The organism is Planktosalinus lacus (genome assembly GCF_014640155.1).
GTDB lineage: Bacteria > Bacteroidota > Bacteroidia > Flavobacteriales > Flavobacteriaceae > Planktosalinus > Planktosalinus lacus.
This window is the reverse complement of sequence record NZ_BMGK01000009.1, coordinates 19,054-32,237: the sequence shown is the minus strand read 5'-3', so window position 1 is coordinate 32,237 and position 13,184 is coordinate 19,054. Positions and strand designations below refer to the sequence as shown.

The 13,184-nt window shown below is 38.7% G+C and carries 12 protein-coding genes and 1 tRNA gene; 9 read left to right on the top strand and 4 right to left on the bottom strand.

What is annotated here, in order from left to right; genetic code table 11:
* The first annotated feature begins 21 nt into the window (after window positions 1-21).
* From IEV69_RS11015 to ribB, 4 genes are all read left to right on the top strand, one after another.
* Window positions 22-2,370, top strand: a complete 2,349-nt coding sequence (locus IEV69_RS11015) for a DNA translocase FtsK (protein ID WP_188442426.1) — start codon at window positions 22-24, stop codon at window positions 2,368-2,370.
* A gap of 64 nt (window positions 2,371-2,434) precedes the next feature.
* A complete protein-coding gene (lolA1, locus tag IEV69_RS11010; protein WP_188442424.1) occupies window positions 2,435-3,079 on the top strand; it encodes an outer membrane lipoprotein periplasmic chaperone LolA1 in 645 nt (214 codons plus the stop codon).
* Window positions 3,080-3,084: 5 nt separating this feature from the next.
* Window positions 3,085-4,527, top strand: coding sequence for an LptF/LptG family permease (locus IEV69_RS11005; RefSeq protein WP_188442422.1), 1,443 nt, complete (start codon window positions 3,085-3,087; stop codon window positions 4,525-4,527).
* 50 nt (window positions 4,528-4,577) lie between these two features.
* On the top strand, window positions 4,578-5,714 hold the full coding sequence (gene ribB, locus IEV69_RS11000; RefSeq protein ID WP_188442420.1) for a 3,4-dihydroxy-2-butanone-4-phosphate synthase: 1,137 nt from the start codon (window positions 4,578-4,580) through the stop codon (window positions 5,712-5,714).
* Here ribB and IEV69_RS10995 read toward each other — a convergent pair.
* Window positions 5,711-6,904 carry a DegT/DnrJ/EryC1/StrS family aminotransferase gene (locus IEV69_RS10995; RefSeq protein ID WP_188442413.1) on the bottom strand — a complete coding sequence of 398 codons (1,194 nt, stop codon included), beginning with the start codon at window positions 6,902-6,904 and terminating at the stop codon, window positions 5,711-5,713. The genes ribB and IEV69_RS10995 overlap by 4 nt on opposite strands.
* 52 nt (window positions 6,905-6,956) lie before the next feature.
* Window positions 6,957-7,595, bottom strand: coding sequence for an NAD(P)H-dependent oxidoreductase (locus tag IEV69_RS10990; RefSeq protein ID WP_188442411.1), 639 nt, complete (start codon window positions 7,593-7,595; stop codon window positions 6,957-6,959).
* 207 nt (window positions 7,596-7,802) lie between these two features.
* Between IEV69_RS10990 and IEV69_RS10985 the strand changes: the two genes are divergently transcribed.
* Window positions 7,803-7,887 (top strand) — tRNA-Ser (locus tag IEV69_RS10985).
* Between the two features lie 290 nt (window positions 7,888-8,177).
* Here IEV69_RS10985 and IEV69_RS10980 read toward each other — a convergent pair.
* Window positions 8,178-9,218 carry an endonuclease gene (locus IEV69_RS10980; protein WP_188442409.1) on the bottom strand — a complete coding sequence of 347 codons (1,041 nt, stop codon included), beginning with the start codon at window positions 9,216-9,218 and terminating at the stop codon, window positions 8,178-8,180.
* 94 nt (window positions 9,219-9,312) lie between these two features.
* Window positions 9,313-10,158, bottom strand: coding sequence for a DUF2911 domain-containing protein (locus tag IEV69_RS10975; RefSeq protein ID WP_188442407.1), 846 nt, complete (start codon window positions 10,156-10,158; stop codon window positions 9,313-9,315).
* A gap of 161 nt (window positions 10,159-10,319) precedes the next feature.
* Here IEV69_RS10975 and IEV69_RS10970 point away from each other — a divergent pair, with 161 nt between their 5' ends.
* The 4 genes from IEV69_RS10970 to IEV69_RS10955 all read left to right on the top strand — a co-directional run bounded on the left by IEV69_RS10970 (window position 10,320) and on the right by IEV69_RS10955 (window position 13,170).
* The gene (locus IEV69_RS10970) at window positions 10,320-10,787 is read left to right on the top strand and encodes an SRPBCC family protein (protein WP_188442405.1); all 468 of its coding nucleotides are present in this window, start codon (window positions 10,320-10,322) and stop codon (window positions 10,785-10,787) included.
* 3 nt (window positions 10,788-10,790) lie between these two features.
* The gene (locus tag IEV69_RS10965) at window positions 10,791-11,486 is read left to right on the top strand and encodes an SDR family NAD(P)-dependent oxidoreductase (RefSeq protein ID WP_188442403.1); all 696 of its coding nucleotides are present in this window, start codon (window positions 10,791-10,793) and stop codon (window positions 11,484-11,486) included.
* Window position 11,487: 1 nt separating this feature from the next.
* Window positions 11,488-12,795: a cryptochrome/photolyase family protein gene (locus IEV69_RS10960; protein ID WP_188442400.1), complete on the top strand. Its 1,308-nt coding sequence runs from the start codon at window positions 11,488-11,490 to the stop codon at window positions 12,793-12,795.
* Between the two features lie 141 nt (window positions 12,796-12,936).
* On the top strand, window positions 12,937-13,170 hold the full coding sequence (locus tag IEV69_RS10955) for a (4Fe-4S)-binding protein (protein WP_188442398.1): 234 nt from the start codon (window positions 12,937-12,939) through the stop codon (window positions 13,168-13,170).
* Window positions 13,171-13,184: the final 14 nt, after the last annotated feature.

Sequence of the window (13,184 nt, the reverse complement as noted above, 5' to 3'; positions counted from 1 at the left end):
TTGCAATTCACCCAATCATCTATGGCAGTAAAGAAAGATAAAAAATCCACTTCTAAAAAACGCAGTCTTCCGGGTTTACAATTTAGTAAACAACAAAAAGTAGTTTTTGGAGTGTTTTTAATGATTTTAGGAACTGCCCTCACAATTGCCTTTATTTCATTTTTCTTCAACTGGCAGGCCGACCAGAGTACTATTACTGAATTTACCAATCGCGAAGAACAAGCCCAAAATTTACTCAATAAATTTGGAGCTTCGGTAAGTGACTTTTTTGTTTACCAGGGTTTTGGAATTGCGTCACTTATTTTTAGTGTCCTGATTATTATTAGTGGTCTGTACCTTTTTTTAAGTTTCTCCAAGACAGCATTAAAAAAACTATGGTTTTGGGGAATCCTAATGATGATTTGGTTCTCAGTGTTTTTTGGTTTTTTTGCCGGTAAAGCATCGATACTTGGAGGAGTAATCGGGTTTGAAATCAATAGTTACCTGCAAGATTATCTTGGCTTTACGGGTACCGTTTTACTAATGGTATTTTTATTTTTAACTTATCTCATTGTACGTTTAAAAGTCACCCCCGATAAAGTAATCACCTACTTTAAAAGCACAAAAAAAGAACTACAACAGGAATTTGATATTGCAAAAAAAGAAGCCGAAGAAACAATTTCCAGTCCAGAAGTTAATTTAGACAAAACATCCAATAATCAAAGAACAGACACCCCTTCTGAATCATTCGAAACCCCAAAGGAAAAAGAAAAAATAGTCATCAAATCTGAAAATGAAGATGATGTTGCACTTGAAGTGGAACAAAGTGATGAAGAAGAAGAGGTCGAAGTTTTGAGTAATAAGCTTGTGAAGGATTTTGGTGAATTTGACCCAAAGCTGGAATTGAGTAATTACAAGTTCCCAACGCTGGAACTTTTAAAAGAATACAATACAAACACAGGTATCACCATCGATCAGGAAGAACTTGAAAGCAATAAAAATACCATTGTTGAAACCCTGAAAAATTACAAAATTGAAATCGATCAAATCAAAGCGACCGTAGGACCCACAGTAACTTTGTATGAAATCATTCCGGAAGCAGGAATCAGGATTTCAAAAATTAAAAACCTGGAAGACGACATTGCACTTTCTCTCTCGGCTTTAGGTATCAGAATCATTGCGCCAATTCCAGGAAAAGGAACCATTGGAATTGAAGTTCCCAATAAAAATGCCAAGATGGTTTCAATGCGTTCTGTCATTGCTTCCCCTAAATTTCAAAATGCCGAAATGGAGCTTCCTCTCGCACTTGGAAAAACCATTTCAAATGAAACATTTGTGGTCGATCTTGCAAAAATGCCTCATTTACTGATGGCAGGAGCTACCGGTCAGGGTAAATCGGTGGGGCTCAATGCCATTCTAACTTCTCTCTTGTATAAAAAACATCCGGCAGAAGTGAAATTTGTCCTGGTTGACCCTAAGAAGGTAGAATTAACACTTTTCAATAAAATTGAACGCCATTACCTGGCAAAATTACCTGATACCGAAGAAGCGATCATTACTGACAACAGCAAAGTAATCAATACACTCAATTCGCTGTGTATTGAAATGGATCAACGCTATGATTTACTTAAAGACGCTATGGTGAGAAACATAGCTGAATACAATGTAAAATTTAAAGCACGTAAACTCAACCCAAATGACGGGCATAAGTTTCTGCCATATATCGTGCTTGTCGTAGATGAGTTTGCCGATTTAATTATGACTGCCGGAAAAGAGGTTGAAACACCCATTGCGCGATTGGCCCAATTGGCGCGTGCCATTGGTATTCATTTGATTATTGCAACACAACGACCTTCGGTGAATGTAATAACGGGTATAATAAAAGCAAACTTTCCGGCAAGAATTGCATTTAGAGTAACTTCAAAAATTGATTCCAGAACCATTTTGGACAGCTCTGGAGCTGACCAGCTCATTGGCCGGGGTGATATGCTCTTCACACAAGGCAATAATTTAATCCGCTTGCAATGTGCTTTTGTTGATACACCTGAAGTTGAACAAATTACCAGTTATATTGGCTCACAAAGGGCATACCCCAGTGCACATATTTTACCTGAATACTCAAGTGAAGAGGGTGGCACAAATCTTGATATAGGAATAGACGACCGCGACGCCTTATTTAGAGACGCAGCAGAGGTTATTGTAAACGCCCAGCAAGGTTCGGCTTCGCTTTTACAGCGAAAACTAAAACTGGGGTACAATCGTGCCGGAAGAATCATCGACCAATTGGAAGCTGCAGGCATTGTAGGCCCATTTGAAGGCAGTAAAGCCAGACAAGTGCTTGTGCCAACCATAGAAGCACTTAACCAAATGCTGGACAATGAAAGCGAATAAAAAAAAACAAGAAAGCTCTCAATCACAGAAGCTTTCAATAGTAAACACTGAAACAATAAAAAAAATGAAAAAGTTAGTTTTACTCTTAATCGTATTAAGCATTGCACACGTTAGTTTTGCCCAAAACGATCAAAAGGCAAAAAATTTACTCAACGAGGTTTCTCAAAAAATAAAAAGTTATGACAATATTCAAATTGAATTTAGATATAGCTTAAAAAACAACAAAGAAAACATCAATCAGGAAACACGAGGCGATGTAACCCTAAAAAAAGAACAATATGTTTTAAATCTAATGGGAACCACGATGTTGTTTGACGGTACCAACCTCCACACAATTGTCCCCGAAGATGAAGAAGTAACCATCTCAAAACCATCATCCGACGAAGATGACACCATCACCCCTTCAAAAATGCTTACGTTTTATGAAAAAGGATACACTTATAAGTGGGATATAATTCAAGACGTCAGTGGAAGAAAAATTCAATACATCCGGTTAAACCCAATCGCATCCAATACAGAAATTAAAGACATTCTATTGGGTATTGACTCACAAACAAAGCACATCTATAAACTCATACAAAGACAGGCTAATGGTACAGAAATTACAATTACTGTAAATTCGTTTAAAACCAATCAACCCCTACCCAATTCATTGTTTAAATTTGATTCTGTAAAATACAAAAACTACTACATCAATAAACTGGATTAACTGCATTGAAAATACTGGATAGATACATACTTGTTTCCTATTTAAAAACCTTCATCAGTGTTTTCTTTATACTCATGTTTATTTTTGTATTGCAAACAATCTGGCTTTATATTTCAGAATTGGCAGGGAAAGACCTGGACCTGGATATCATCTTCAGGTTTTTGCTCTACTTCTCTCCCAAACTCATTCCCCTGGTTTTACCGTTAACAATTTTAGTGTCTTCGATTATGGTTTTCGGAAATTTTGCCGAAAAGTATGAGTTCGCAGCAATGAAATCAACAGGCATCTCTCTGCAAAGAGCCATGAGGAGTTTGATGGTTTTTATATTTCTACTCAGTGGTACAGCTTTTTATTTTGCAAATAACGTGATTCCCTGGTCTGAATACAAATCATTGAACCTGAGACGAAACATCGCTCAGCTTAAACCTGCCGTAGCAATTGCAGAAGGCCAGTTTAGTGAAGTGGGTGATATTTCAATAAAAGTTGCAAAAAAAAGTGGTGATAACGGACAATTTCTGGAAGATATAATTATCCACAAAAAAAACCCAAATCGCGCCGGAAATTATACCGTAATTAAAGCAAATGAAGGTGAATTGACCAGTGAAGAAGGATCAAACACCCTTTCATTGATTTTAAAAGATGGAAATTATTATGATGAAATTATTTCCAGTAATCCTCAAAAGATAACTGACAAACCCTTTGCAAAAAGCTATTTTGATGCTTATACCATCAACATCGATTTAAGTGAAATCAATAACATTGACCTCGAGGAAGAACAAGAACTGTCCAATGAAAAAATGTATCGTATTAGTGAGTTAAAAATGGAGATTGATTCCCTTTCTGATAAATTCAATCAGGATATTAAAAAGTTTCCAGAGGATATTAAGGTAAGAAGTGGAATTACAACTATCACGAGTAACTTCAAACCCGAAACAAGTGATTTGAGACCGGTTGACAACATTATGGATGTTTATAACGATGTAGAGCAGAGACAAATATTGGAACTGGCAATATCCAACGTCAATGGTGCAGTTCAAACCATCAATGCCAAAAAAATTGATTTTCAAAACAAACAAAAAAGACTCAATAAATATGAAATTGCCTTACACGATAAATATGTAATCGCTTTTGGTTGCATCATTTTATTTTTTGTAGGAGCACCTTTGGGAGCCATCATTCGCAAAGGGGGAATGGGATTACCCATGGTTGTGGCAATCACTATCTTTTTGACCTATCACTTTCTGGGTATTTTTGCAAAAAATAGTGCCGAAAATGGCAAACTCCTTCCCTTTTTTGGTGCCTGGTTGTCTACTTTTATCATGTTGCCACTGGGAATTTGGTTAACATACAGAGCTACCACCGATCAAGGTATTTTTGATGTTAGTTCTATAACTGAACCCATCAATAGATTCTTTAAGAAACTTTTCAAAATTAAGAGACAAAAATAATTACTTTCAATACCTTTGCCCTTTGTTTATCAGCATTAAATACTAATCACGTGAAAACATCAGCAATCAAACTAAATTCCATTGAGGAAGCCATTGAAGATATCAAAAAAGGAAAGGTTATTATAGTTGTTGATGATCAGGACCGTGAAAATGAAGGCGATTTTCTTGCAGCTGCAGAAATGGTAACTCCAGAAATGATTAACTTTATGGCTACCCACGGCCGTGGACTCATCTGTGCGCCCATTACAGAATCGCGATGCAAAGAGCTTGATTTAAATATGATGGTGGGGGTCAATACAGACCCGCTTGAAACCGCTTTTACCATTTCAGTAGATTTAAAAGGCAACGGTGTTACTACCGGAATTTCAGCAGCAGACCGGGCCAAAACTGTTCAATCATTGATCGATGAAAACACCAAACCACGCGACTTAAACAGACCCGGACATATTTTTCCGCTTAAAGCGAAAGAAGGGGGCGTTTTAAGACGCACGGGGCATACCGAGGCCGCGATTGATTTTGCCCGACTTGCAGGACTTAAACCGGCAGGTGTAATCGTTGAAATAATGAACGAAGACGGAACTATGGCAAGACTGCCCCAACTTCATAAAATTGCTCAGAAATTTGACCTTAAACTCGTTTCTATCGAAGACTTGGTTGCATACCGAATGCAACATGACTCACTGATTGAAAAGAAAGAAGATTTTGAAATTTTGACAAACTTTGGAGCATTTCGCCTCAGAGCATATAAACAAACCACCAACGATCAAATTCACCTGGCATTAAGCAAAGGCTCCTGGAAACCAAATGAACCAGTGCTCGTTAGAGTCAACTCCACTTTGGTCAATTATGACATTTTAAGCACCCTTACCAACAACACAGATAAAAAGCTGGACGATATGTTCAACCTGCTTAACAACGAAGGGAAAGGAGCGATTGTTTTTATCAATCAACAAAGCCAGTCTTTAAATATTTTAAACCGCTTAAGCGAACTGAGAAAATTACAAACCAAAGACGTGGTTGCCAAAGCACCACAAATCAAAATGGATTCTAAAGATTTTGGTATTGGCGCTCAAATTCTACACGACCTGGGTATTCATAAAATCAAGCTGATGTCAAATACCAAACAAACCAAACGTGTTGGAATGATTGGTTACGGACTTGAGATTACTGAATACGTCAATTATTAAAGTACAGACTTTATCGCTTTTACCATTGCTTCTGCACGGGCTTTTACCTGCGCTTTGGTCCAGCTTAACTTGATTAACGAAGAAATAGTTCTTCCCATGATGGAATCGCTTTGAGAAAAATCGGTGGTATTAAAATCTTGCATTTGTTTACGGATTTCTTCCGGAAGCTTGCCTAAAGATTTCATGTTTCGCAAATGCTCCCATCCATTGATATAATGCCAATTGTTTTTATACCAGTAAAAACAAGCATCAACTCCGTGTTCGCTCAAAGCTTGATGTGCTTTTTCCGCTATGACTTGATTGGGTAAGAAAAAACTTATGAAAGAATAGTTTTCAACTCCACCTTCGGGAACACGTCTAAAGCTTATTTCTGCCACCTGGCTTAAAGCTTCTTTAATGATAGAATAGGTGTGTTTTTGTGTATCTATAAACGTTTCCAGTTTACGCAATTGTGCAACTCCTACAGCAGCATTTAATTCAGAAATTCTAAAATTATATCCCAGGTGAGGATGCGTTTCTGCTCCCCTGTCATTTCCGATATGATCGTGGCCGTGATCCTGAAATTGGTCAGCATGCTCAGCAAATTTTTTGTTGTTTGTGATCACTGCTCCTCCTTCCCCGCAGGTAATTGTTTTAACATAGTCAAATGAAAAACAACCCAAGTCTCCAAAAGAACCTAAGGGTTTCCCTTCATAACTCCCTCCTATTGCCTGGCAAGCATCTTCAAGGAGCACTAAGTTGTGTTGATCACAAAGTGCTTTTAAAGCCCTTAAATTTGCCATAGAACCACACATATGAACAGGCATGATACATTTTGTTTTTGATGAAATGGCTTTTTCAACAGCTTTAGGGTCAAGCGTGAGTGTATCATCTATATCAACCAAAACAGGCACTGCACCCAACATCATAATAGACTCAAAACTCGCTACAAAAGTAAATGTGGGCATAATCACCTCATCTCCTGCCCCAATTCCGGCGCTAGCTAGAGCAACTGTCAGTGCTGCTGTTCCACTGGAAACCAACTGGCAATGTTTTGATTTCATTTTAGCAGCAAAAGCAGTTTCAAATTCACGAGCTTTCCAATGTTCATTGCGCATCCCGTCAAATCCATATCGCATCAAGACACCGCTTTCAAGCACATCATTAACTTCAGTGCGTTCTTCATTTCCAAACAATTCAAATCCGGGCATAGTTTTGTTCTTTGATAATAGTTATTGGTTAATGGTTAATCGATATTTTTAATTATTGATAATGAATGACTGAGTCTGTGAGCTCTTTCCTCACTTTTTTCATATCTGCAAAAAAATCATCATCAGCGCGATATCCCACCGGCATGACTAAAACAGACCGCAAACCTTTTTCCTGTAACTTCAAATAGCTATCATACCCTTCGGGCTCAAAACCTTCGATGGGACACGAATCAATTTTTTCAAGGGCACACACTGTAAGCAGGTTGCCCATGGCCAGATAGGCTTGATTTTTTGCCCAAGCAAAAATTCTGTCTTTACCCTTTTGCTCAAAATCCTGTATCAAAATATCCCGAAAGGGCGCCAGAATGGTTTGTGAAGTCCCGCGAGTATTTTGGACCCGTTCGAAATAATTTGTTACATAATCAGCGTCAATTTCGGTAACCACACAAAATACCAGCAAATGGGACGCGTCTTGAACTTGTTTTTGATGCATTGAAAAAGGCAAGAGTTCTTTTTTAATTGTTGGGTTTTCAATTACCAAAAGCTTAATGGGTTGCAATCCATAGGAAGTCGCTGTTAAATTAAAAGCGTTTTTGAGGATTTCAACCTTTTCTTCTGATAGTTTCTTGTTGGCATCAAACTTTTTTGTAGCATAACGCCAATTCAAGTCATTAATAATTGAAGATGTCATTTTTTCCATATGTAACAAAAATAGTAATCACTTCATAGAAAAGAGATTAAAAAGTATAAAAATTAAAATAAAATCTTTTTAAAAATACTATCAAAAAAACTTTAGTAAACAAAAAAAGGATTTTATATTTGCACCCGCCTACGCAAACGACATAGGTCGTGTGCTTCGGTGGGCAAGCCCGCCGAAAGGCATTCGCAAAAAGACTTTGGAGGAATGGCAGAGCGGTCGAATGCGGCAGTCTTGAAAACTGTTGAGGGTCACACCTCCGGGGGTTCGAATCCCTCTTCCTCCGCTTAGAGCAAAGCTCAATATCTGATAAGATATTGAGCTTTTGTTTTTTAGGAATGTTGGAAACGCACTTTACAAAAATGGATAAAAAAACAAAAGCTCACATACGGCGTAAGCGGTATTTAGTTTTATTCTAAGGTGCGCGTGGATATGGGAAATTAAATCCCTCTTTTTCCGTTACCTCCAAATACATCACAACTTAGTTGTGGAGTGATTTTTAGGGACATCGAAGGTGATCCCTGTCTTAGGTTTAAAGAAAAAATGTGAGAATGAAATTCTTAATATGATAAAGGTCTAACGTTTGAGAACCTTAAAAGTCTGCTGACTTGAAACGCCTTGCAGCGAAATAAAATATATTCCGCTTGTCAAACCATCCAAACATACTTGATCATTTTCTAAAGCTACATCAACTCGCGTTCCTGTCACAGAAAAAATTGTTACCTGCTGATTCTGCTCAAAATTGTTGTGTATGGTTACACAATCACTGGTGATTGTTGGATAGATGAAAGTAATTTGCTCTTCTTGCGATACTGTGGATAAAACATCCCAGGTATCTTCAGCTTCAGGACCATTCCAAATTCTGGTAGCTAAAAAAGGATTGTCAATAAAAGGGTTTCTGTTACCCTGAGCGTCTGCAACGATGTTATTGCGAGTTTTCTCAAATTCAGAAACAGGGTCTTCAGTATTCCATTCCAGAAAAACATCAGGCATATCTCCAAAATCTGAATATGAAGTTGCACCAACACCAACAGCCGATGCTTCACACTGGCTGGGATACCTCACATACATATACATCATCATTCTAGCCACATCGCCTTTCCATTCATCACCGGGATAAAAATTACCATTGGATGTTATGGTGGCAGTACCTGAACCGTCCTCAAAGGGTTTATTTCCTCTGGAACTATTCATCTGGCTGTCAGCCGGGCGCAGGCTATGGGCATCAGCTCCGGCAAGCTCGGTTCCTAAATTTGGTGTTCCAAGAGACTTTGGATACACATGCTCCCGGTTCCAAAGACCAATACAACCCGAAGTATGACAAGACAAATCAACATCCCTACTTCTGTCTGTTTGGGGTATGTTATCATTATCATCATATCCATAAATCAATAAAACGGTTTCTTCGTCTTCAGGATTTAGGTCTGACTGCTTTAAAACATCCCATACTTCAGGGGTGTAGATTAAATCAACTGAATGAGTTTCATCAATGAGTTGAGTGAGTTGATTTTTTAAATCTTCTCCGGTTTCACTAAAGTCGATGGAATTATAGTATTCGGGAATTTGAGAAAAGACAATAAAAGGAAGTAATAAAAAACCAAAAGTAAGTTTGCGCATGTTGGGGATATTTGGGGACAAGCAAATGTAATAAAATAAAACAGAAACTCCTGATGAAGATCAGGAGTTTATAATTTAAGTATAAAATTTTGTACTAGTTAGTACCCCATTCTTTAAGTGAATCCTGATTCATTTTTACATAATCAGCATTACCGGCCTTTTGGGCCGCCGCTAAAGATTGTTGTGCTGCTGCAATAGCACCTTTTTTATCACCGGCTTTTGCATAAATAAGTGATTTTTGACGCAGTTGCCAGAACGGTGGATTCTCATTTCCGGCCATTGACTTGTCAATCCATTCTTTTGCTTTTGACATATCCTTGCCTTCATCATAATAATACACAGCAGCAGCATAATAATCTCCCGCCGATGGGCCTCCCATGGCGCGTTCTATACTTGCCATAACCTGCTGGTCTGTAGGTACTGTAAAATTCACAGGCACCATAACTTTATCCCAAAACATAAAAAGTGTCGCTCCGGCATTGGAAAGGTTTCCTATTTCAATAGTAAATGTTTCTCTCGCCATTGTGGTTGTGATGGGTGTTACAGAAAAGCGTGCAGCAACCTTACTGTCATCAAGTTCTCTCGGAGCTCCATTACCTTGATGCTCTGTGTATAAAATTATCTCCCATTTGTTTTGTCCTGGAATGGTAAAAATAGCATAGGTTCCTTTGTCAAGGTTTTCACCATTGATTGTAACGTCATTGCTAAAGGAAATTTTGGTACGTGCATTAGCGCCAGTGCGCCACAATTTGTTGTAAGGAACCAAATCACCAAAAATAGTTCTTCCTTTCATACTAGGTCTGGAATACTCAACTGTCACTTCAGTTAAGCCTACCGTTTGTTCCATTTTTGAAAACGGACTCGCTGCTGGAGTTTCAAGTTGAGCATAAGAAAGTAACCCGGCAAACAGCAGTGTAAATAATAATGTAATCTTTTTCATTTCGATTTGTTTTTTTTATTGTGTTAATAGTGGCATCCAAGATACTTAATAATCACTCTTTTCTGTGTTAAGAAAACCTTAAATAGAATTAAAGTTGTTTAACTTATATTTATAATTATTAAACACTTAAACTTAGTACTTTTGCTTTTATTCAAACGAACATGAAAATTTACACTTTACACAGTAAACAAAGTTTACCAATCACATTAGACACAGCCTGGGAGTTTTTATCCGGTCCGGCAAACCTGAAAACCATCACACCGGATTATATGGGCTTCAACATCCTTTCCGGCGCAGACCGGCCAATGTATCCCGGGCAAATCATTCAATACATCGTGACGCCCGTGATGGGTATCAAAACCAAATGGGTTACAGAAATTACACACGTCAAACACAAAGAGTATTTCGTGGATGAACAGCGCTTTGGACCCTATGCACTCTGGCATCACAAACACTTTATAAAGGAAATCCCCGGTGGGGTGGAAATGGAAGACATTGTGGATTATAAATTACCAATGGGAATATTAGGCCAAATAGTGCATCCCTTTTTGGTAAAACCCAAACTCAACGAAATATTTGAATACAGAAAAAACAAACTCATCGAACTCTTCGGTGAATACAAACCTTAAATAATGATAAAAAATATTCTTTTAATTGGAGGTTCCTATGGTATCGGGAAAACCCTCTCAGAAACACTGGCAAAAAACAATAAGGTCTTCGTCTCTTCCCGCAGCACTGACGGTTTTGATTCTGAAAAGATCAAACACATCACTTTTGATGCTACCCAAGATGATATTTCTGAAATAGAACTGCCTGACGAACTCCACGGATTTGTTTATTGCCCTGGGAGCATCAACCTGCGCCCCTTTAAAAATCTACGCAATGAAACCTTTGAAGAAGATTTTCAGCTTAACTTTATGGCGATGGTAAGGGCCTTAAAAGGGGTCCTCCCCCGGCTTTTAAAAACGGAAGATGCAAGCATTGTCCTGTTCAGTACTGTTGCCGTTAAAATGGGGATGCCTTTTCACACCAGCGTGAGTGCTTCCAAAGGAGCAATTGAAGGTTTTGCCAAAGCATTTGCGGCAGAATATGCCCCAAAAATAAGATGCAATGTGATTGCACCTTCTTTAACTGATACGCCACTGGCAGAACGGCTGTTGGGTGATGAACGTAAAAAAGAAAACGCGGCAGACAGGCACCCGCTCAAGCGTGTGGGCGAGTCAAAAGACATCGCCGCGATGGCCCACTTCCTGCTGAGTGAAGAAAGCAGCTGGATTACCGGTCAGGTATTCGGGGTTGATGGCGGAATGTCTACTTTAAAAATATAAAATGAGTGACCAAAAAGTAAATATATTCTGGTTTAGAAGGGATTTACGGCTGGACGACAATTTGGGTTTATATAAAGCCCTGAACGGAACTTTTCCCGTGCTGCCTGTTTTTATCTTTGACAGCGAAATCCTGGATCAGCTTCCCAAAGACGATGCTCGTGTAACGTTTATCTTTGAGACACTTCAAAAGTTGCGGGAAGACCTGCAGAATATCTGCGGAAGCAGTATCGCAACCTATCACGGAAAACCTTTGGAGGTATTTAAGCAAATCACCAAAGATTTTCCGGTTCAAAACGTCATCACCAATCACGATTATGAGCCATATGCTCTAAAACGAGACAAGGAAATAAAAGGTTTTCTTTCTGATAAGGACATCGGTTTTTACACCTTTAAAGATCAGGTAATTTTTGAGAAAGATGAGGTCGTAAAAGAAGATGGCACACCATATCTGGTCTATACACCCTATATGAAAAAGTGGAAAGAGCGGTTTAAAGAGCAATCGCTAAAGGTGTATGAAACAAAAGACCTCTTAAAGAATTGTATCGAGCATTCGCGTTTGCCCAACCTATCTCTGAGTGACCTGGGTTTTGAAAAGTCAACAATCAAAGTGCCGGACTATGACCTGAGCGCATCGATGATTAGAAATTATGAAAAAAACCGAAACTTCCCCGCTCAGGATGAAACTTCGCGCTTGAGTCCGCACCTGCGTTTTGGTACGTTGGGGATAAGACAGGTGGTTGAAAAGGCGATTGCTGAAAAAAATGAAACCTTTTGGAACGAACTCATCTGGCGGGAGTTTTTTATGCAGATCTTATATCACTTTCCCGAAACCCAAACCAAAGCCTTCAAGAAAAAATATGACCACATCGTGTGGCGCAACAACGAAGATGAATTTGAAAAATGGAAAACCGGCACCACCGGATTCCCTCTCGTAGATGCGGGGATGCGCCAACTCAATAAAACCGGGTGGATGCACAACCGCGTGCGGATGCTCGTGGGCAGTTTTCTGTGTAAACACCTTTTAATAGACTGGCGGTGGGGCGAGGCTTATTTCGCTGAAAAACTACTCGATTATGAAATGGCCTCCAATGTGGGCAACTGGCAATGGGTGGCCGGTTGTGGCGTAGATGCGGCACCCTATTTCAGGATTTTTAACCCGACGACCCAGATAGAAAAGTTTGACAAAGAAAAACCCTACATTAAAAAATGGATTTCTGAATATGGTACTGATACCTATCCCCATGAAATGGTAAACCACAAAATTGCCAGGGAACGCGCATTGAGCACGTATAAAAAGGCTTTGAGTTAAACATAACATTCAATTATTCTTTTTATAAGTTGCATTTTATCGAAAATAAGTGAATTACACCGATAATTTCAATATTTTATTATTTATTTGTTAATCCCTATGTGTTTTAACTATGTCCATAACCCCAAATTATGAACCGCAATGGAAACCTACGATAATGAATTCACCAATGGTGAAATTAAAGTAACTTACGACCCCAAGATTTGTATTCACGCCGAAAAGTGCGCTCAAGGATTGTCTGATGTCTTTCGCACCACTGTCATCCCTTGGATTGATCTGGACGGTGCCGAATCAGAGAAAATTGTCGCTCAAGTTAAAAAATGCCCCTCCGGTGCGCTTCAATGTTCTTATGTGAAGCAAAAAGTGGCTGTTTAAGAATAAAAAAACAT